This is a genomic window from Qingshengfaniella alkalisoli (genome assembly GCF_007855645.1).
Classification (GTDB): domain Bacteria; phylum Pseudomonadota; class Alphaproteobacteria; order Rhodobacterales; family Rhodobacteraceae; genus Qingshengfaniella; species Qingshengfaniella alkalisoli.
The window spans coordinates 1,260,880-1,280,547 of the sequence record NZ_CP042261.1 but is presented as its reverse complement, the minus strand read 5'-3'; the positions used below and the strand labels follow the sequence as shown (position 1 = coordinate 1,280,547).

At 55.0% G+C, this 19,668-nt stretch carries 14 protein-coding genes, 1 tRNA gene and 1 pseudogene; 10 read left to right on the top strand and 6 right to left on the bottom strand.

What is annotated here, in order from left to right:
- Positions 1-472: 472 nt before the first annotated feature.
- Positions 473-2,137: an AAA family ATPase gene (locus tag FPZ52_RS06515; RefSeq protein ID WP_146364694.1), complete on the bottom strand. Its 1,665-nt coding sequence runs from the start codon at positions 2,135-2,137 to the stop codon at positions 473-475.
- Between the two features lie 354 nt (positions 2,138-2,491).
- The gene (locus tag FPZ52_RS06505) at positions 2,492-3,721 is read right to left on the bottom strand and encodes a tyrosine-type recombinase/integrase (protein WP_168201274.1); all 1,230 of its coding nucleotides are present in this window, start codon (positions 3,719-3,721) and stop codon (positions 2,492-2,494) included.
- Between the two features lie 145 nt (positions 3,722-3,866).
- Here FPZ52_RS06505 and FPZ52_RS06500 point away from each other — a divergent pair.
- The 5 genes from FPZ52_RS06500 to FPZ52_RS06480 all read left to right on the top strand — a co-directional run bounded on the left by FPZ52_RS06500 (position 3,867) and on the right by FPZ52_RS06480 (position 8,769).
- Positions 3,867-3,933 (top strand) — tRNA-Ser (locus tag FPZ52_RS06500).
- A gap of 119 nt (positions 3,934-4,052) precedes the next feature.
- Positions 4,053-6,068, top strand: a complete 2,016-nt coding sequence (locus FPZ52_RS06495) for a site-specific integrase (protein WP_146364691.1) — start codon at positions 4,053-4,055, stop codon at positions 6,066-6,068.
- Between the two features lie 387 nt (positions 6,069-6,455).
- Positions 6,456-7,277: a hypothetical protein gene (locus FPZ52_RS06490; RefSeq protein ID WP_146364690.1), complete on the top strand. Its 822-nt coding sequence runs from the start codon at positions 6,456-6,458 to the stop codon at positions 7,275-7,277.
- A gap of 29 nt (positions 7,278-7,306) precedes the next feature.
- On the top strand, positions 7,307-8,380 hold the full coding sequence (locus FPZ52_RS06485) for a hypothetical protein (protein WP_146364689.1): 1,074 nt from the start codon (positions 7,307-7,309) through the stop codon (positions 8,378-8,380).
- On the top strand, positions 8,377-8,769 hold the full coding sequence (locus FPZ52_RS06480) for a hypothetical protein (protein ID WP_146364688.1): 393 nt from the start codon (positions 8,377-8,379) through the stop codon (positions 8,767-8,769). Before FPZ52_RS06485 ends, FPZ52_RS06480 begins: the two co-directional genes overlap by 4 nt.
- Positions 8,770-8,787: 18 nt before the next feature.
- Here the strand turns inward: FPZ52_RS06480 and FPZ52_RS06475 are convergent, their stop codons facing one another.
- From FPZ52_RS06475 to FPZ52_RS06460, 4 genes are all read right to left on the bottom strand, one after another.
- Positions 8,788-9,225 (bottom strand): hypothetical protein, encoded by a 438-nt coding sequence (locus FPZ52_RS06475; RefSeq protein WP_146364687.1) that lies wholly within the window; start codon positions 9,223-9,225, stop codon positions 8,788-8,790.
- A 163-nt stretch (positions 9,226-9,388) separates the two neighbouring features.
- Positions 9,389-11,032, bottom strand: coding sequence for a hypothetical protein (locus tag FPZ52_RS06470; protein ID WP_146364686.1), 1,644 nt, complete (start codon positions 11,030-11,032; stop codon positions 9,389-9,391).
- On the bottom strand, positions 10,998-12,017 hold the full coding sequence (locus FPZ52_RS06465) for a DEAD/DEAH box helicase family protein (RefSeq protein WP_146364685.1): 1,020 nt from the start codon (positions 12,015-12,017) through the stop codon (positions 10,998-11,000). The genes FPZ52_RS06470 and FPZ52_RS06465 overlap by 35 nt, the downstream gene beginning before the upstream one ends.
- Positions 12,014-13,951 carry a DNA methyltransferase gene (locus tag FPZ52_RS06460; RefSeq protein WP_146364684.1) on the bottom strand — a complete coding sequence of 646 codons (1,938 nt, stop codon included), beginning with the start codon at positions 13,949-13,951 and terminating at the stop codon, positions 12,014-12,016. Before FPZ52_RS06460 ends, FPZ52_RS06465 begins: the two co-directional genes overlap by 4 nt.
- A gap of 351 nt (positions 13,952-14,302) precedes the next feature.
- Here FPZ52_RS06460 and FPZ52_RS06455 point away from each other — a divergent pair, with 351 nt between their 5' ends.
- The 5 genes and pseudogenes from FPZ52_RS06455 to FPZ52_RS06440 all read left to right on the top strand — a co-directional run bounded on the left by FPZ52_RS06455 (position 14,303) and on the right by FPZ52_RS06440 (position 19,614).
- Positions 14,303-14,737 (top strand): hypothetical protein, encoded by a 435-nt coding sequence (locus FPZ52_RS06455; RefSeq protein WP_146364683.1) that lies wholly within the window; start codon positions 14,303-14,305, stop codon positions 14,735-14,737.
- Positions 14,738-14,815: 78 nt separating this feature from the next.
- A pseudogene (locus FPZ52_RS06450) lies at positions 14,816-15,749 on the top strand (IS5 family transposase).
- 344 nt (positions 15,750-16,093) lie between these two features.
- The gene (locus FPZ52_RS19130) at positions 16,094-16,441 is read left to right on the top strand and encodes a hypothetical protein (RefSeq protein WP_240804300.1); all 348 of its coding nucleotides are present in this window, start codon (positions 16,094-16,096) and stop codon (positions 16,439-16,441) included.
- A gap of 44 nt (positions 16,442-16,485) precedes the next feature.
- Positions 16,486-17,070, top strand: a complete 585-nt coding sequence (locus FPZ52_RS19125) for a hypothetical protein (RefSeq protein ID WP_240804299.1) — start codon at positions 16,486-16,488, stop codon at positions 17,068-17,070.
- 273 nt (positions 17,071-17,343) lie between these two features.
- Positions 17,344-19,614 carry a vWA domain-containing protein gene (locus FPZ52_RS06440; RefSeq protein WP_168201273.1) on the top strand — a complete coding sequence of 757 codons (2,271 nt, stop codon included), beginning with the start codon at positions 17,344-17,346 and terminating at the stop codon, positions 19,612-19,614.
- Positions 19,615-19,668: the final 54 nt, after the last annotated feature.

Genomic DNA, 19,668 nt, shown 5'->3' with positions numbered 1-19,668 from the left:
CTTCTGTAGGCGGCTAGCGTGGTATGTATTGCTTCCAATCTGGGGGCCACGCCGCATACTCGACTAGATACGCCCCCCTCATTTTGTAAGCATCTTTCCAAACTACAACCAACTTATTGTTGGCATCAATTATGATGTCAAATCTTTTTGGAAGCGTGTCCGATTTAACAAGCATACTGCCAGTATCACGCTCACGGATATCCAGAGGGACTACACCATCCACAACCTGCACATCATACTCACTCTCATTGTCGCCATTAAGTCTCTTAAACTTCATTTCTTAGTTCCTTCCTCTTGGTTTGTCGGGACAGCGGGACACGGGGATGCTCCCCTAGTCCTATTTTCCCTTATTCTTATGCCTTCACCACACTACCACACTACTACCCCCCTAAAGGGGGGAAGTAGTAGTGTGGAGGTGGTTATTGTGGTCTCACACACTAGTTCCCCTAGTTCTCCCTAGTTCATTTTCAGACTAGTGGTGTATCCACTCACCAACGCGAAGAATGGGCGGGCATGTGCCATTGGTCAGGCGCGGGCCTTCACAAGCAATCAACACGCCGTTTAGCTTCCATGTGGCAATCAGTTCCTTCACCCGTGCGCGCTCTGGAGTATCCTTGTCAGGACGGTCCCAGCCCAGCACGTCAGCGACGGTGTAACCAACCCATGTCGCCGCTTGCACGGCCTCGCGCGGGTCTGCCATGCCGTCGATAGCCTTCTGCACCCTCAACACGTCATCGGTGCTGATGCCGTCGAATGCGTCGGGCTTGTCCCATTGCTCGACCGTCGCAACCACGTCGCCATTGCCGATATGAACCCCGACAGTGCGATACCAAACCGGACCGCTACCGGTGGAGTAGTTCGGCTTGTCGCTGGTCATGGTGAAATAGGTGGCGTGGTCTGTCGGAGGAATGCCCAGTTCTTGACGTTGGCTTGCACTTGCTTTGTTGATCACTCGGCCATCGCGTGCATGGTTCACCAACGCACCACCGCCGCGCCCGTCCTGGCTGGATAGTTGCTGACCAGCTTGCGGCTTGCGAGTATGGTGGACAAGTTCAACGGCGCAATTGCATTCTTGCGCCAAGCGCCGCCATTCCATCGCAACCATTTTATAGGCTTCATTCGTCTCAGCCACATTGTGAGATTGTGCAAACGGGTCAACGCAAATGGCGTCGAAACCCATTTCCTTGACGTGGGCCACCATAGCTTCCCAAATTGGCTCAACTATTCTAACCTCGTTTCGATGCTCAATAGCCGTCACAAGATCACTCTCCGAACCGCTCATATAGAAATGGCCATCAAGTTCGGCAGGGTCGATGCCGTGATGCATCATCGCTGCAATGGTACGCCTCTCTAGTTCCTCATATTCTTCCTCAAGGTTGATATACCAAACCTTCATTTTCTTGGTCATATCGACGCCCAAAAGATTGCGCCCGCTCGCCATGGCAAGAAACTCAGTGTGGACTGTTGTGGACTTACCTGCCGCACCGGGCGCAACGGTCACAGAATAAGCCTTGCGCAAAAGGTGATTGCCATAGACCCAAGGTCGCTGCGGAATGCTGGCAGGATCACGGTAAATGAAAGGTCTTGCCTTCGGCGCTGGCGATACAGGGATGATTATCGACGGCCCCTTACCTGCATCTTTGCTATCTTCGACGGAATTTGGTTCGTCCTTCGCCCGTAACGGCACCACGTTTTCCATGTTATCGACCGTAGCGTGCGCCCGCTTGAGCAATTCCATAAACTCAGGTTTCCTTATTAATTCCCATGGCTCCTGAAGGTCATCAGGAGGGTTCTTTTCCAATAGATCAGCGATTAATAGCTTCTCGCGCTGCCAGTATTTCCACGCTACGCCACGCATATTCGGGTAGCGCCTATACCTCGCGACAGTCTCGGAAACCTCGGCTCGCGCTTCTTCTGGGGAACGATAGCCCGATATGGACAGCCCCCATTCATCCCACCAAGCCTCTTTCAGCAAGGTCATGGCAACTTCATATTCATCGTTGCTCGGGAAGTTCGCTCGACGGTATGCAACCGCCATCGCTAAAGGTTCTAACGCGGGGCTTTCCGCAATGATTTCGTGAAAGGTATCATATTGTAGCTGGGCGTCAGCCCAAGTTGAATTTAGTTCGGCCTTCACTTATGTTGTTCCTATGCATCAAGGGCCTCCAACCCTGTTTTCAGTTCAGTTAAACTAAGTCAGACCGCGCCACGAAACGGCGCGGTTTTTTCTTGGTTACGCATCAGCGGCGCACCCCTCGATCCATGCGGCTAGATCGTCCTCTTTCCAGTAGCGGCGAGTTTTAATGTAGCGCGGCTGCGGAAATTTCGTTTCAGGATCATTTAGCCAACGCCAAAGGGTCATCTGGCTTACCCCACCGCAGCGGGCCATTACTTCTTTTGCAGGGATTAGATTCATTTCATTCCTTTCAGTGTTTACAACGTGAAGGAATGGTAAGGTCTGATTTGTCGCCGCGCAAATTGGGCATCCGCATCAAGCGACGTTTTTCTTAGAAACAAGGTCGCTCTCGTTGTCTGTGTTCCCCAGATATGAGCGGATTTCGCCTGCCCACGCCTCAAGAGCATCTCGCATTTCTATGGTATATTCGCGGTAATTGTAGGTGCCAGCGACACCACCAAGTTTCCCGGACACATGGTTCAAGGCTTTTTCGACCACCTCGATTCGTGCGAACGCAGCCAGCCCAGTAGCACAGGACCGCCGCAGGTCGTGGAAGGTCCAGTGCGGGATTTCTACAGGCTCGCCCCGTTCTTCCTCGGCAATCTCCAGCATCCTGTCGGCAAGCCGCTGGTGTGCTTTGTGGAAGCCCTGCACAGGAGTTCGCGCGTTCGTGGTGAACAGGTAGCCATGCGGGTTCTTGACCTTCGGAAGTGCCTCGACAATGTCGAAAGCCATCTCCGACAACGGCACCGCGTGCGGCCTGCCGTTCTTTGTCCGCCCGCTCGCCAATTCGATGCTCTCACCGTTCACTTCACTTTCGGTCAGTTGCGCGATCTCGTTCAACCGCTGTCCCGTCAACAGGAGCAACTGTCCAAGCGGCCCCCACGGGTAGCCTTCCTGCTCGCACGCCATCCAGAACCAACGGATTTCGTAATCCCAGAAACGCCTATCGCGGGCCTTTTCCTTTACCGCCTTCTTAACCTTGTCGGCAGGGTTAACGTCCAGCACGCCACGGTCGCAGCACCAGTTTAGAAATGCTTTGGTGTAGGCGAGAACACGGTTGGCAGTAGGACCGCGCCCGCTGTCCGATATGTCGTCAATCAGGTCTTGCACGTCGCGCCGTTCCAGACTGGTTATCTGGCGATCACCCCACGCCTTCCGAACAAAGCGATCCAATTCCCGCTTCACCAGATCACCAGACTTGAGATGCTTGAGTTTTCGCTTTTCGTAGTCGTCGAGCGCGTCGGCCACTGTGTTCGTCGGGGCCTCCGTCTTTGCCGCTCTTACCTCTGCCGCTGGATCAGCGCCCGACTGAGCCTCCTGCATTACCTCGCGGGCACGCTTACGCGCGTCAGCAAGTGGCTTGTCTGGATACCTGCCCAGCGTCATACGCCGATGCGTGCCACCGGCCCTGTAGCGGACCTGCCAGCTTTTCTTCCCGGTGGGCTGCACCACCAGATACATGCCGGGCAGCAGGTCGTCGGGTATCTCTTGGCGCTTGTCGGTTGGCTTCAAACTTCTAACGGTCGCGTCTGTCAACTTCATATCAATTGGCCTTCTGGGGAACACTATGGGGAACATAAAACGCTATAGTCCTTGTTCCCCGATGTTACGAACAAGATGTAACATAAGTGGAAAATGCCTTAATTTCAAGGTTATTAGAAGATACGGAAGTTTTGATCTGTTACGCCCCGTGACAGCATAAAAGTTGACTGTTAATCAATTGGTCGTAGGTTCGATCCCTACCGCCGGAGCCAAACACAAAGTAAGTGTTTGGAAATAAACGATAAGGCGCTCCATCTCGGGGCGCTTTTGTCGTTCTGGTCACATTCTCTGTCACATCCGATTACACAGACCGCCTGCGGGAGTCGGAGCAATGAGAAGCCGAAAAACATGTCAGCACCTGGAGCGCAGACCATCGTCCTTTTACTGGCGGCGGCGTGTACCGGAAATTTTTTCAAGAAACGTCTCAAACCCGGTTTTGGTTTTTTCGTTGCGGACCGACGTCTTTCGCGAGGCCGAGGTGGTAGCCCGTCGCTTGACGTGGCTCAGCAACCTCGCCTTCGACTATGCGAAGGGCGTTGCAGATATGGAAACTGGTCTGATGGAGCGGGTGCTGTCCGAGATGGTGCGATTTGAAATCGCAGCGTCGGATTATGCGCGCTCCATTGCACCTGAACGCACCCGCGTCGAAGCACAAATGGCTTTTCAGCGAGAGCAAGCCTTGCAGGAGACACTGCGTGAAGCCCTTTATCTGGGCAACCGTGAAGCCGCACGCGAGCCCATTCGCACTGCTGCCGATCGTCTTGGCGTAAGAATCGCGGAGAAAACCAATGATTGGATGATCTTGGCATATGAAGCAACCCGTGTGCTTCTTGATCTTAGCCGGGAACGTGCGCAGCGCGAACAAGGCATATACTCTCAGCCCAGCCGGTTCTTTCAGGCCGCAATGACGGCTGCGGAACCGACCGCTCCCGTCGGATGTCATTTCCAATCCACGATTCCCGTCACTCCGGCAACACCCTCATCGACCATCACTGCGCCTGCCACCGCAATGGCTCTGACCCCTCCTGCTGCTCAGACCGCAGCACCGATCCCATGTCAGCCCGAAACTCGGGCGTCTGAACAACAGGCAGCCATTACGCTGTCTGAGGCCTTTGACCGATACGGAAAGACCCGTTTGGAGGGCAAGCCGGGCAAAGAGGTCGATGAAGTTGCCGTCCTATCGAAAGGCGACTCTTACAGGCGCAACTCGTTCGCGAACCTGCAATCCACCGCAAAGCTCATAATCGACGTGATCGGAGACAAACCGGTTTCAGACTTGCAACGGGCGGATTTCACATCAGCGTTCTCGCTCATCCAGAAAGTACCGGCAAACCACGGAAAATCTTCATCCGAGACGCGCTCGATCCGCGAAATTGTCGAAGCAACCGACCTCATTGAGCAGAGGAACAAGGCCCGTGTCCACGCGGACCTGAAAAAGTCCGGTGCAAGTCACGGAAATATCGAGGCAGCAGAGCATCAAGAAATCATTCCCCGTCTGCGGGTCAACACCGTATATCGACATATGCAGGACACGCAGCGTGTGCTTAGATATCTCATTGCCCATGGTCATCTGACCGAAAACCACATGAAAGGTGTGATCTGGCCGAAGGCTCAGCTTAAACGACTTGAAATTCTTCAAGAGGACAATAGCCGGAAAATCTGGGGCGATGATCTGCCGAAATTATTTCGGACACCCGTGTTCCAAGGACGGATGGAGGATATCGGAGATCCCATGTTCTGGTCTCCCCTCATCGCAGTTCATCACGGGATGCGCGAGGAAGAGGTTCTACAGCTTCGAGTGGCGGACATTGCCTGCGAGAACGGCATTGACTTCTTTGACATCAAGGTAGGCGCCAAATGGCAGCACTTAAAATCAGAGGCGGCAACACGTCAAATTCCGATTCACTCGAACCTGATCGCTCTTGGATTTCTCGACTTCGTGGCCATGCGACAACGCGAAGGTGAGGATCGTCTTTTTCCGCATCAAACACGCGGAAAAAATAGAAATACGCTGTCTGAGAACTTTACCAAAGACTTCACGCGCTACCGTAAGGCTCATGGGGTCTATAGCGAACGAATCGATTTTCATAGCTTCCGCACCCAATTCAATGTTGAACACATAAGGGCCCGTACCGATGGCGAACTACGCCACATCCTGATGGGTCACGAAATGGAGACGGTGAACCTGAAGCACTATGGTGGCGACGGTCACGATCTTACCTATCTTCAGGAGATTGTCGAGCGCGTGAACATTGATGTATCAATGATCAAAAGTCCATTTTCCTCAGTAACGGCGGCAAAGGCAGCGGATATTGAATCCACTCGGAAACGTTTGCGCATCGTGTAGGAATTACATTCCTCGTGAAAGGGAAATTCCCTTAGGACAACTCAGATGTCTGTAAAAAATTTGGCCACCATCAACCATCTCTCCATCTATCGCCTCAAAAATAAGAACCCTCCTAATACACATCAGGCATATGCCTTTTCCAGATTTCTGGATTTCTTATTTTCAAAGGTTCCGCACATTATAAGTGATTACAACCAGCATACTATGCGCCATGAATTGTAATTTACGCAGCTTTGCGAACTTTATTGTATACTCAGAGATCAACTTGGCAGTTTGTTTTTACTAACCCGCAGGATGTAGAAACAAGCAAGCAGAAAAATTTTTCCATCTCGTTGGTCCGAAATGTATTCGGATCCACCTTTCTTTTATATAGAAAGGATCAGTAAATTGAATATTGGCAACCAGAAGTTTCGGATTTCAGCATACGCGGCAGAGTTCATAAAGATGGCACGGTTTTCCCCATCTGCTGCAAAACTCCTGTTCGCGCTCATCTATCTTCAAGAGCAGACAGATGAGGCTTGGCCGACAATACATCCTTATCACGTCAATCCAAAGGATCACTTCGTGTTGGTCAAGCAACTCAGGGAGATTGGATTTCCAGGCAGAACCCGGTCAAGTCGATTCTTGCGCAATCCGGTGAATGAACTGGCGTGCACGTCAGATCTGTTTGATCATCTGGCGATTTCCAGAAATGGTCGCTATCTGACTTGGCAATTCTCGAAGAATTTTTTCGATGTTATGGCAGACATGGACGTCTACGCACTCATTGACATAAGTGAAATATCAATGTGTCGCCGAAAGTACGATGGTGCGTTGCTGAGTCAGATTGCGCTGCACCGCAAGAAGCGTGTCCCAGAGTTTAGATTGGTTGCCCCCAACCGCGGCTTTGAATGCTCTACTGATATGGCTGCACCCGAATTGGTGCCAAGCAGAGTAAAGCGTCAACTGTCTCCCTCGCTTCAAACTTGGGCGAATGTGACAGGCATTACATTCGCAGTGCTGCTGGTACAAAGCGGCGCTCTTCCGGGTTACACGGACATCGTGATCAGGATGCGCCACGAGACCACACAATGGCCGAAGCATCGCTTTACAAAACGTGCCGCTACATCTCTCTTCTGGACTGTAGCTCCTGAGAAGGACGTCGCCTCGGCCGACCTTGAGGAGGCTCGCCCGAAGGGCCCGCCTTTTTATCTTGATAAAAAGGGTTAGCGGGTTATCCGAAATTTCATTTTGGGTAATTGCGTCACTACCTTCGTATCATGGGAAATGTAAATAATGACAACCTCGGCATGGTAGGTGCGGTTCGACAGCAGGCTTTGAAGTTCTCCGATCTCGCCCGGGCCGAGAAACACGGAAAACGTGAAGACGAAAGCAGCCAACGCCGCCGCGTCAGAGACGATGGGCCACTTATCTACGGCAGTATTGATCTGGCAGCGGCGCGCGCCCGTCATATGGATGGGGTCAAACAGTCTGGCAGAACAGCGTGCATTCACGCGTTAGTTCAGTTTCCGACTGGCTTGATAGATGGTACGGACCCAGACCAGCAGTTGAAAATGCTACATCATACAGTCCGTTTTCTTAATAAATTTCACGGTGGCGACGCAGTATTCGCCGCTCGCCTCGACCGTGACGAAAAGGGTCGCCACACCGTCGACGCCTTCCTACTGCCGAAATACGATTATCGCTACAAAGATGGGCGAATTGTCAAGAAGGCCAGCGTGTCCAAATTTTCTAAGGAGCATGCGCGTGCAATGTATCACAAGACCGACAAAAAGACAGGCAAGCCAATTCTTGACCCTCGAACCGGAAAGCCGATTCCACGCGATGATACAAGGGCTCAAGGATCGGCATTGCAGAGCGCCTTTTTTGAGTATCTTCGGGACGAAATGGGTTTGGATCGCGTTATGCCACCACAGCGGAAGAAATTTACCGTGATGGATCGATTGGAGCCCGAGGAATACGGACTTCTGAAGGATCGTCAGCGGTTCCGTGAATTGGCGCAAAATTTCTCCAAAGCCGATAAAATTGCCCGAACGAGAAATAAACGTTGTGCAGAAGAAAATTCGCATGAGGCTAAAAGTTTAGAGCTAAAAAATGCTGCATTGAGTGCCGAACGAAAGCATTTTACGGAAGAGAGGTTGGCATTCGAAAAATTTGCAGCGCAGCGCTTAGCAACAATGGAGGAGCGTGAAGCAAATTTGAGGAGGAGCGCGAAAACTGTACGAAATGCGATCATTTCAAGTGGTCTCGGAGTTTCTCGATCTCTTAACAAAATTTTGGACCAAGCCTTTGAAAGTCAGGATGTGAGATGACACCAACACAAATTAGAATGAGAAAGTTAGAGGAACGCGACTATAGCAAGCTGGATGTGCCCGAGCATCTTTTACATTTTGTTAAGATGCGAGATTGCCTTGCCTACTACTCGTTACAACTGCGACCTTTCTTCAATCAAGAGCCATGGGACTTGCCTGTTGTTGTCAATGGTCGCACATTTGGCCCAAATGAACTTGAAACACTTCAGGGCCGGGGTATGTCGTCAGTCGAGTTCTATGATCTACTCACCGATATCGAAGCCGCGCTAATAGAAGCCGCCGTAAGACGTGGCATCCGGTTAAAGAAACGCGGGAAGTTGGATGATGATCCCACCACAGGTACGCCCTCTCAACGCCGTAGGCGTCCTCCGGGCGCCCTGGGCGAATAAGCCCAAGGCGCATGCCCATTACAGCCAGAACTGCCACCACCGTAGCGCCTTCAACCGTTTCACGTCAGCTTCCGCCGCTTCGGCTCGAAGCCGCTCAGCAGCGGCACGCTCCTCGGCCATCTCAGCGCGTGTGCGTAGGCGTTCGATCTCGGCGACGATGCACTCCTGTCCGCCAACCTCGTCCGCCAAAATCGCGACGCTTTCGTGTATCCAATCTTTTTTGAAGCCTGCGTCTTTCTTGCGCTGCGTATAGGCGCGCTGGCGTTCCTTGTTAGTTTTTGGCTGGGCCTCGTCCGCAGGGTTTTTGATTTTCGGCGGTAGGATGTCTTTGGCGTTCAAAGTGAAAACGCCGTCAGACAGCGTCATGCTGGCTGCGGTGATTTCGATCTTAGTCAACTGGCCGGCATGAAATGCGGCCTCTATATCCGGATCGGTGTTGATAATTTCTTCAGTCATAGCTCAATGTCCCGTTAGTCTAACTGTTTGACTAACGGGACATGGAGCCTCTCTTCGTTTTCAAAAAACTTTGGAAAGAAGTTTGAGAATTATTGAGATTGTCGAGCCGTTTGGTGAGTAGAACTTTGGCTTAGTGGTGCGTTGGCGGACCTGCGCGCATCAGTCACTGGATTGCGTCATCTTCAAACGCAGCTTTGAAATCTGCGTTGGCTTGTCCCACTTCGTTGAAGAATGGCAATCCAAGAATAGAGTAGTCTCGGCCTTGGAAAACGGTCTCAACCCTCGCATTGGCTTTTAGTTGCTCGAGAAACTCTTGCTTCCAGTCGTCTTGCGGGCGCAGGTGGTTTCCCTTTGGTTCGATGAACAACTGGAGGATCGTGCGGGCCTTCGCGTCCTTCTTTCTCAGAAATAGAACGAAGTCTGGTTCAAAGGCACGTCCGGTGTCGAAGTCATATAGTTTCACGGCCTTTTCGTTCCGCAGCAGGTAAAAGTCGTCATAGACGCTGCGAAGTCGGGCTTCCTGATCGTGCATGTATTTGATGAAATGCTTTTCCTGATCGGTGCCGTAACTGTCGTCATAGGCGTGCCAATTCTTGCCGCTCAGGTCGATCTGATCCAGCCCCGGCACGTTGCTTTCTGTCCAGCTTAGCCCGGTCTCACCTTCGATCCGCAGTTTCAGCACCTTGTCGGTGAAGCGGTCTTTGATGGGATAGGGCTTGAAGTCCTTGGTGCCGATATACTCAACACTCTCCCGTTTCACGCCGCTTTCGATCTGGTGCAGGACGTTTTGCGTGATGTCCAGTTTTTGCCGCGCGGTCAGGTTGTCCAGGTCATCGGGCAAGCCGCGCACGCTCACCCTCACGCCGCCGAGATAGGTGTCAGTGGTGACAAACTGAGAGGCGCTGGCGAGTTGCGGAAAAAAGGTCCGCAGATTAGCGAAGTGGAAGAAGTCGTTGGCGTCCATCGCGAAGCCCAGAATGGCCCTGCCGAAATCGCCCAGCTTGAAGTCGCGGGACACGGGTTCCTTACTTGACGGTTTCAACGTCAACTGTCCACCGCCAAAGGCTGAGGCTTCCGTCACACGGCCTGTCATCAGATTGGGATAGGAAAAAGCCCCTTCGATCTTGTAAGCGCCCAACCCTGCTACACCGTCGCGCGGATTGCGCACCCGGTCATTTACCCAGACATGATCTCGCTCATAAAAATCCGTCTGCTTGAAGCTGTCCTTAAGCCGCAAGCGCACAGTCCGGGCGGTATCGTCAAGCATCCCGGTTTCGCGTAGGGCGTTGCGGATGTCTTGGATGTACTTGGGGTTGTGAGAACAGTGGTAATGCAGTTCCTCCAAGATGCGCAGGGGCGTGTCTACCGCGCTATCATACTTACGCTTTTCCGGTGCCACGTCGGGCTGGTCCGGGGCCATAAAGGGGAAGTACCGCGCCCCTCGTCCGATCAACTGCGCCTCGGCCATCGTGGTCTTACCCACCTTGTTGGCCTTGCCGTCGCGGGTGTCATAGAGGCGCACGATGTCGAACAGGTTCAGTACGTCCCAGCCCTCGTTTAGCTTATCGACGGCAAAGATCACCCGTATCTCATTGTCGCGGTCCTCCAAGGCGTTGAGTTCTATCTGTCTGTTTTCCAAATCCTTGGGAATGTTGACGTTCACCACCTTCTCGGGGGCAAAATCGCCCTGTAGCTCACGGGCGAAATCCGCGCCGGTCATGCCCCGTTCGTCTATGATGAAGGCGAAGGCCTGCGAAAGGGTCTCATCGCCCTCAGAAGCCGCCCTGAGCGCGTCCAGAGCCCTCACCAGTCAGCCCCGCGACCATCGCCGTGAAGGCCGCTTCGTTGTCGGCGCTTTCTTTGATCGTTTTGGACTTCATCAGGATCACCGGCTTGCAATGCAGCCCATGCGCTTCGGCCACCTTGCGGCGGTACTGGCTCAGGACCATTGCCTGCATCATCCGGGCCTCGGGTGGCAAATCGGCCTGCCGCAGCTCGATGTCCTTGGAATAACCGTCTTCCCGAAACTGCCGCAGCGAATAGTCGTACAGTATCTTGTCGGCATACTTCGCCCGGATCGCCTCATGCCCAAGGTCCACGGTCGCGGTAAACTCCAACAGCATGTTCTCGGGGTGCTGGCGGAAAATCTCGGATACCGTGCCTTCCCAACTGGCCTTGTCCTTCGCTTCGTCCTTCGTCAGCTTGTCCTTGCTCTTGGTCTCGGCGTTCAGGTGGTGCGCTTCGTCTGAGATCATCACCACCTTGTAATCGCGGAAATCCTCGATGGTGACGGCGTTCTCTTTCGGGGCCTGCATCCGGGTGTGCAGCCCCTGAATGGTCGTGAAGTGGATGTTGATCGCGTCCGTGTTCACCGCGTCGAAGGTATCCACCGCGCGGATGTCCACGGGCTTGTCGTCAATCCGCACACTGGGCGCGAACAGGTGCTTGGCTGATGCGGGGTTGAGGAAGTTTTCCTTAGTCTTCTCGATGATCTGGGCGGAGTTCACGAAGAACAGGAAGTTGCGATAACCGCGCCGGTAGAGGTCAAGGATCAGCGCCGCCATCAGCACCGTCTTGCCGCTGCCCGTGGCCATGTGGAACAGCAGGTGCGGGGCCTTGGGCCGCCCCTCGTATTTGTCGATGTAGAACAGCCAGCGTTCCAGCGCCGTGCGCTGATAGGGGCGTAGCTCGATCTGGGGCGCAAGGTTGCCGGTGATGTCGTCGGGAATGTCTGCCTTGAGCATCCCGAACTTGGCCACCGCATCAATCTGTTCTGTAAGCGTCTGGCTCATGTGTCCAGCCCATAGAAAGAGCGGGTCGCGCGGGCGTCTTCGTCCGGGATGTCGAAATCCGCATCGCCAAGGGAGCCGAGATTGGCATAGAGGTGGTTGGCATCAAGACAGTCCATCAACACGCGCTTGGCGTCTTCGAGCGGAAGCGCGGCGAAGTCGTCAGTGTCAAAGCCGCTCAGGTCCACGTCATAGCGCAGATAGCCGTTGGCCTGAATGTCGGCATGAATGGTTAGCAGCGTGGCCATGTCCGGGGCCGCTTCGATGCGCTCGACAAAGGCCGCATTGGACGCCGCGAGTTCCGCATAGACAAACGATCCGCCGCCTTGCCACTCAACTGCTTTGGAAATGCCGCCCTGTTCACCTTCGATGACTTTCTTGAGGCGCGACGCGGGTAGCTCAAGAATGTAGTCCATTTGCTCTACGGCTATCCAGCGACGGCCCATCTTGTGCGCTACCGCCGCAGTCGTTCCTGAGCCGGAATAGAAGTCCAAAACGATGTCGCCGGGATTGGTGGCGATATGGACAATGCGTTGCAATAACCGTTCGGGCTTTGGCGTGAAGTCTGACGATTCGTCTGTCCCGATGATTGCATTCAACTCCTTCTTTGCTTGCTCGTTTGTTCCAGCGTCTTGGTGTGCCCACCAGGTCGATGACTGAATGCCGTTCTCGTCTGCAAGATACTTCTTTCGCCTTGGTTGATTGTTCCCCTCTTTGCCGAACCACATACGCTTTTCTTTCTCAAGCATGCGGTATTCATCTTCCGTGACTTTCCAGCAATAGCCTTCTGGCGGGAAAAACCGATCACCCGATGGTGCGGTGATCCAATACATCTGGTTTTCCCGGCCCCACTTGCCGTTCTTCTTCTGATTTTGAGCGGTAAAGTCCCGGTGGACCCAAGGCCCTCTGGGGTCATTGTCGGGGTTCTTGTATTCGGCCCGTTGCTTGTCCGTCATTGGCAAGCGGTTGGCACTTTCTTCAAAGATGGTCTTAAAGGTGCCGTTTGACCGCTTTGTTGTTCCTTGCTCTCGCGCGAATACAAGCACGTTGTCGTGAGAGTTGCCCAAGATAACGCGGTCATCCGGTGATGTTCGCTTTTGCCAAGCAATGTGCGCTACAAACTTTTCACGCCCAAACACTTCATCCATCATAACCTTGGCATAATGCACTTCGGTGTCATCCAAGGTGACAAAGATTGCACCATCCCTTGTCAGTAGCGACTTCGCAACCTCAAGCCGCCCTTTGAAAAAGGTCAGCCACGCCGAATGGTTGAAGCGGTCGTTATACCGGAACCCGTCATTGCCGGTATTATAGGGCGGGTCGATATAGATCAGTTTCACCTTGCCTGCATAGCGCACTTTCAGCGAATGAAGCGCCAGCAGGTTGTTGCCCTTGATCAGCAGGTTGTCGTCCTGTGACACCTCGCCCACGGGCTTGGCCTTGCCCTCTGCCACGGCCTCCGCATCCCAGCGTTCCCAGCCGGTCAGCACCTTGGGTTCGAACAGCCGCGTGATGTCGTCCGGGGCCAGCGTTGTGTTCCAGAACACCTCGTTGCGGCCTTTGTCCTCTTTCGTCATGCCGCCTTCCAGCACGCAATCCTTGTAGGGCCACGCCAGCACCACGTCGCGCGACTGGCTCAGGTAATCGCCGCGCCCATCAGTCAGACCGATGCGGTTCTTGAAGGCGGTGTAGCTGTCGGGCAGGAATGCTTTGTTGGACACGAAGTCCTGAAACTTCACCTTGTCGAAGACCTGAACGCCCGCGACCTCGGTGAAGAAGTGCTCCTTGATTGGGTCGGACTGCATCAGCAGTTCCAGCAAACGCGGGTCCATGTTCAGCGCCGCCTCGATCACCGCATTCTTGAGGATCGCCCCGTCCGAGATGAAGGCCTGTTCGGTTTGGAGAAGCTCCGTCAGGTCATCAAGAAGGTTCTGCAATGGGTGGCCTCCGCAACATTACGATTTGTCATCCCTTCTGCCTGATGACGCTATCAGAATCCAGCAGGTCCTGCGCTTCCATCCACTTGCCTTCCAAAGAGTGTTTAGGACAGGGTTTCGGCTATTGATGACTTACTCATTTCATGTCACAAACTCTTACACATCCGGAGTCGATGGAGATATTCGGACCGAATAATCGTTTAAATTCAGCGGTTTGATGTTGGCATTGCGCCCCCTACCGCCGGAGCCAAAGATTTCAAGGGCTTAGAGGTCGCTGCCTCTAGGCCCTTTCTCTTTTGGGGAACACCGGGCGGCGCAGGTGGATACGCGCGCTCACCGGACCGAGGACCCGTGAAGCAGTGCGAAGCGTCCCTTGCAATCGAAGCCGCCGCCCGGGCCGCATTGCGCGACGCCATCTTTCTTTGCGACCGGAGCCCGGCCGTCACGCCTATCAGGGATACCGCCGTCCGGCTGGGCATTGGAATTGATGAGACCGAAGAAGATTATGCGGTCCTTGCGGACAAGATGCTCCGCCTTATGGTCGAGGTCAGCGAAGAGAAGGAGCGACGGTCACGCGGATACTTTCCAGAGCCGCGACCCTATCTCTCGATGGCTCTTTCCGAGCGGACAACCGAAGATCAGATCCCATCCGCCATGCCGAAGGCCTTCGACGCAAGCAGGAACACTGCTCTGCCGCAGATTCCAGATGAAGCCGCGCCGGTTCCTCCGGAGAACGCGGATTTACCATCGGACAATGACATGACCAGCCAAACGTCGACTTTTTAAGTGAGAGAAGGGGCATTGTTGCGGAACTCGGCGTCATGGGGGATTCACTGTGCGAATCCGTATGGTTAAGAGGCTGGCATGAGCAAGCCAGCCCCCACCCGCTGCCGCACAACGAATTGGAAGTCCTATAACGATGCGCTGAAACGGCGTGGGTCGCTGATGATCTGGTTGGACAAGGACATGGTTTGGCTCGCTCCCAAGGTCGGTCGTAACGGCCGTCCTCCCATATTCTCGGATGCGGCGATCCAGTTCTGCCTGTTGGTGAAAGTTATGTTCGGCCTGCCACTGAGACAAACAACCGGGATGGTGGACAGCATTCTGAAGATGGCTGGCCTGGACTGGCCGGTTCCCGACTTCTCCACCCTGAGCCGGTGCCAGAAATTCATCACCGTACAGATATCGAGCCGTCGCACAGCAGGCCCGCTGAACCTGCTGGTCGACAGCACCGGGATCAAGTTTCTGGGGGGATGGCGAGTGGCTGGCGCGCAAACATGGAACGCAGCGAAGACGCCAGTATCGCAAGGTTCATATGGCGATGGACACCGCCACAGGTGACATCCGCGCGGTGGAATTCACCTCGAGCCGAGACGGCGACAGCCCGGTTCTTCCCGATCTGCTCAGCCAGGTGCCGCCCGAAGAGCAGATTGGCACCGTGACCGCGGATGGTGCCTATGATACGCGCCGATGTCATAGCGCGATCCTCGATCGCGGCGGCACGGCCATCATACCGATCCGGAAAAATGGCCATCTGTGGAAAGCAGGCAACCCGGCAGCAAAAGCCCGCAATGACATCTTGCGAGCAACCAAACGGTTGGGCCGAGCGATCTGGAAACGGTAGTCAGGCTATCACGCCCGAAGCAGGACCGAGGCGGAAATGCGATGTCTCAAGTCCTTCGGTGAGCGCATCGCATCAAGGAACCCCGACCGCCAGACTGCCGAAATCCACATCCGCATTGCCCTCATCAACCGCTTCAACGCGCTCGGCACCGCCGAGATCGAGCGCGTTGCCTGAACTCAGCGGGGAATGGGGGAACCTCGCTTAATGCTGAATTCTGCAACAATGCCCCTCTGAACGAACGGGGCGTCGTTGGTCTCGTTATGCGATCTTCCGGCCCAAAGTCCGAGATTGGCGAAGTAATCTTGTAATCGGAGTAAATAATGCCTCAGTTTCCCAACTCCGCTTTCGGTCCAAGCAATTTCGGCTTCGGCCTTCCGACGGGATGCGGCGCGTCTGATTATCGGACCAAGAGATTAAACGACATATACAACTGGTGATCCGTCATGGCCTTGGGCGAACGGGCAACGCGCATCCTGTCCCGAAACCAACTGAGATTTAAAAAAGGAAAAAATTGATATGTGGGATTTCAGCCTTGGCGGCGCATTGGGAATGATGGTGCGCACATCCCCCTTCATTCTCCTGCGCATGGCCGTCTATTTCGGATTACGCTCGGATACATCCTTGTCACCGGCGCCGGCGCCGGGGTGGGGTATGGCATCGGCGGATTTGGTGATGAGGGAGTCCGGGCCAGCACCACGATGTGGGGAGGTTTTGTAGGGTTCGGCATCTTCGGCGCGGTCATGTATTGGGCACGCGAATACATCCTCTACATCGTCAAGGCCGGTCATATCGCGGTTCTGATCCAACTGATCGACGGGAAACGATGCCGGAAGGGCGCGGCCAGGTCGCGCATGCCACGACCGTAGTCAGTCAAGCGAGTCGCGATCGATCAGTCTCAGCGCCAGCGTACTTGTTCGCGATCGATCAGTTGATCAAGGGAGTCATCAAGGCGATTACCGGTCTGGTGCGGGGCATTCTGACCATTCTGCCGATACCGGGCGTGCAGCAGCTTACGCGCATCCTGTCGGCCTTTCTGCGCGTCGCGGTCGGCTTCGTGGACGAGGTGATCCTTGCCTATGCGATCCGTACCAACTCCACCAACGCATGGATGTCGGCCAAGGAGGCGCTGGTGCTTTATGGGCAGAATTACAAAGTGATGCTGAAAAACGCCGCATGGCTGGCGATCATCGTCTACGGGCTCGGCTTCCTGGTGTTCCTGGTCATGCTCGCCCCGGCGGCGCTTGTCGTCTACATGATGCCGGGCACTTGGGCTGCTGGCAGCGTCATTTTTGCCTTGCTGTTCGCATGGAGCGTCAAGGCCGCGCTGCTGGAACCCTTCGCCATCGCCTGCATGATGCAGGTCTATTTCAAGACGATCGAAGGCCAGACACCCAATTCGGAATGGGAGGCCAAGCTGGAGCAAATGTCGAAGAAATTCCGCAAGCTGAAGGAAAAAGCCCTCGGGGCTGCCGACGCGACGCCAGCCGAAGTGTGATGGCGCGCAGCCCCCGCAGGGCTGCGCGCAAGAGACAGTGGATATCACAATGCATGACCCATGGAGGTTTTCTTGCTGACATTAACCAGAAGATTCCTGATCACGCTCTCCTTGCTTCTGTCTCCGGTCGCCGCTCTGGCCCAGGTGGTGCCCGATGGAAAGCCATGACCGCGAAAGCAAGGTTTCGGTTAGAATACCCTGGTGCTTCGGAATCGCAGCAATTTGTGTGCGATGATCTGCCGGGGTTGGACCGAACAAGTGGAGGAACGGGAAATGAAAAAGATTACCTTGAAAGCGGCCACTCTCGCGCTAGCCGGAGGACTGACATTCGCTGCCCCTGTTAACGCGGCGGATAAGAACGTGATGATCGTCTTCGATGGGTCCAATTCCATGTGGGGTCAGATCGATGGCACAGCCAAGATCGAGATCGCTCGGGATGTGATGGAAAACTTGCTGGGCGAGTGGACCGAAACTCGCAAGGTCGGGCTTATGGCCTATGGTCACCGCCGCCGCGGCGATTGCTCGGATATGGAAACTATTGTCGTGCCCGGCGAAGGCACCCGCACCGAGATTCTGGATCGGATCGGCGCGATCACTCCCACGGGCAAGACCCCCCTGACCAGCGCCGTAGAGCAGGCCGCGACAGAGCTTTCCTACACCGATACACCTGCCACCGTGGTTCTTATCTCCGATGGGCTGGAAAGCTGCGAGCGTGACCCCTGCGCGTTGGCCGAAACGCTTGAAAAGGGCGGTGTCGGGTTCACCACGCATGTGGTGGGATTCGGTCTCGGCGACGCGGATACAGCCGCTCTATCCTGTCTGGCCGAGAAGACCGGCGGGCAATATATATCGGCTAGCAATGCCGAGGAACTGGGACGGGCATTGAGTACCGTTGGCACTGCCGTTGCCGAACCCGAGCCGGAACCGGAACCGGAACTCCCCGAGGTAACCGTTACCGGTCCGGAAACTGCCCTTGCCGGTTCGCTCGTCCGCGTCGGTTGGGACAAGGCTCTCGACAAGCGGGATTATGTCACCATTGTGCCCACAGGAACCGAATTGGGGGAGTATGATAACTATATTCGCGTGAAGGACAGGACCGAAGGCGACCTGCGCGCCCCGGCCGATACCGGCATGTATGAACTGCGTTACATGACATCGGAAGACGGCAAGGTGCTTGGCACCGCGATGATCGAGATCACTGAACCCGAGGTAACTGTCAGCGGACCGGATACGGCACTGGCGGGTGAGCGGTTCCCGGTTGAATGGACCGGGACGATTGATGGCCAGGATTACGTCACCATCGTTGCCATGGGCGCCGAGGAAGGTAGCCATGCCAACTATGTCCGCGTTAGCGACAAGAGCGCGGAAATGCTGCAGGCTCCGGCTGAGACCGGCCTCTACGAGTTGCGCTATGTGCTCAAGGAAGGCCGCAGGACGATGGCGCGCCAACCCATCGAGATCACTGAACCCGAGGTAACTGTCAGCGGACCGGATACGGCACTGGCGGGCGAGCGGTTCCCGGTTGAATGGACCGGGACGATTGATGGCCAGGATTACGTCACCATCGTTGCCATGGGCGCCGAGGAAGGCAGCCATGCCAACTATGTCCGCGTTAGCGACAAGAGCGCGGAAATGCTGCAGGCTCCGGCTGAGACCGGCCTCTACGAGTTGCGCTATGTGCTCAAGGAAGGCCGCAGGACGATGGCGCGCCAACCCATCGAGATCACTGAACCCGAGGTAACTGTCAGCGGACCGGATACGGCACTGGCGGGCGAGCGGTTCCCGGTTGAATGGACCGGAACGGTTGATGGCCAGGATTACGTCACCATCGTTGCCATGGGCGCCGAGGAAGGCAGCCATGCCAACTATGTCCGCGTTAGCGACAAGAGCGCGGAAATGCTGCAGGCTCCGGCTGAGACCGGCCTCTACGAGTTGCGCTATGTGCTCAAGGAAGGCCGCAGGACGATGGCGCGCCAACCCATCGAGATCATCGAGCCGGAAGTAACGGTCAGCGGGCCGGATGAGATCAGGGCCAATTCAGAAATTACAGTTGAATGGACGGGCACTGTCGATGACCAGGACTACATTACCATTGTCGCCAGAGGTGCCGAGGAAGGTAGCCATGCCAAATATTTCCGCGTTCGCGACAAGAGCAAGGAGAAGCTTCAGGCTCCGGCGGATCCCGGCCTTTACGAATTGCGCTATATACTCAAGGAAGGCCGCAGGACGATGGCGCGCCACGCGATCGAAGTGCTGGCCGCCGACGCGGCTCTGGAAAGCGGTGCAAGCCTGAGTGCACCGGAGACCGCCGCGCCTGGTGCCGTTATCGACGTCGGCTGGAACGTGAATAGCGCCAGCGCTGATCAGCGGATCACATTAGCGCGTGGCAATCAGGCGATCTTTACTTGGCTGGAAGCAGTCAGAATCTCTGGTGAACCACCGGTGCAGATCACCTTGCCGGAGGAGCCCGGCATTTACGAGCTTCGCTTTCTGGACGTGGCGAACCAGGCAGTTCTGTCGCGAAAAGTGATCGCGGTGGAATGAGATTTTTTCTGGCAAGGCCAAAGCGCAGGGCGCTAAATACGACACATGCGCTGG

Excerpts from the sequence above, each read along its gene's own strand:
- FPZ52_RS06505 (WP_168201274.1), bottom strand. The coding sequence starts at position 3,721 with ATGAAGTTGACAGACGCGACCGTTAGAAGTTTGAAGCCAACCGACAAG.
- FPZ52_RS06495 (WP_146364691.1), top strand. The coding sequence starts at position 4,053 with ATGAGAAGCCGAAAAACATGTCAGCACCTGGAGCGCAGACCATCGTCC.
- FPZ52_RS06480 (WP_146364688.1), top strand. The coding sequence starts at position 8,377 with ATGACACCAACACAAATTAGAATGAGAAAGTTAGAGGAACGCGACTAT.
- FPZ52_RS06475 (WP_146364687.1), bottom strand. The coding sequence starts at position 9,225 with ATGACTGAAGAAATTATCAACACCGATCCGGATATAGAGGCCGCATTT.
- FPZ52_RS06465 (WP_146364685.1), bottom strand. The coding sequence starts at position 12,017 with ATGAGCCAGACGCTTACAGAACAGATTGATGCGGTGGCCAAGTTCGGG.
- FPZ52_RS06440 (WP_168201273.1), top strand. The coding sequence starts at position 17,344 with ATGAAAAAGATTACCTTGAAAGCGGCCACTCTCGCGCTAGCCGGAGGA.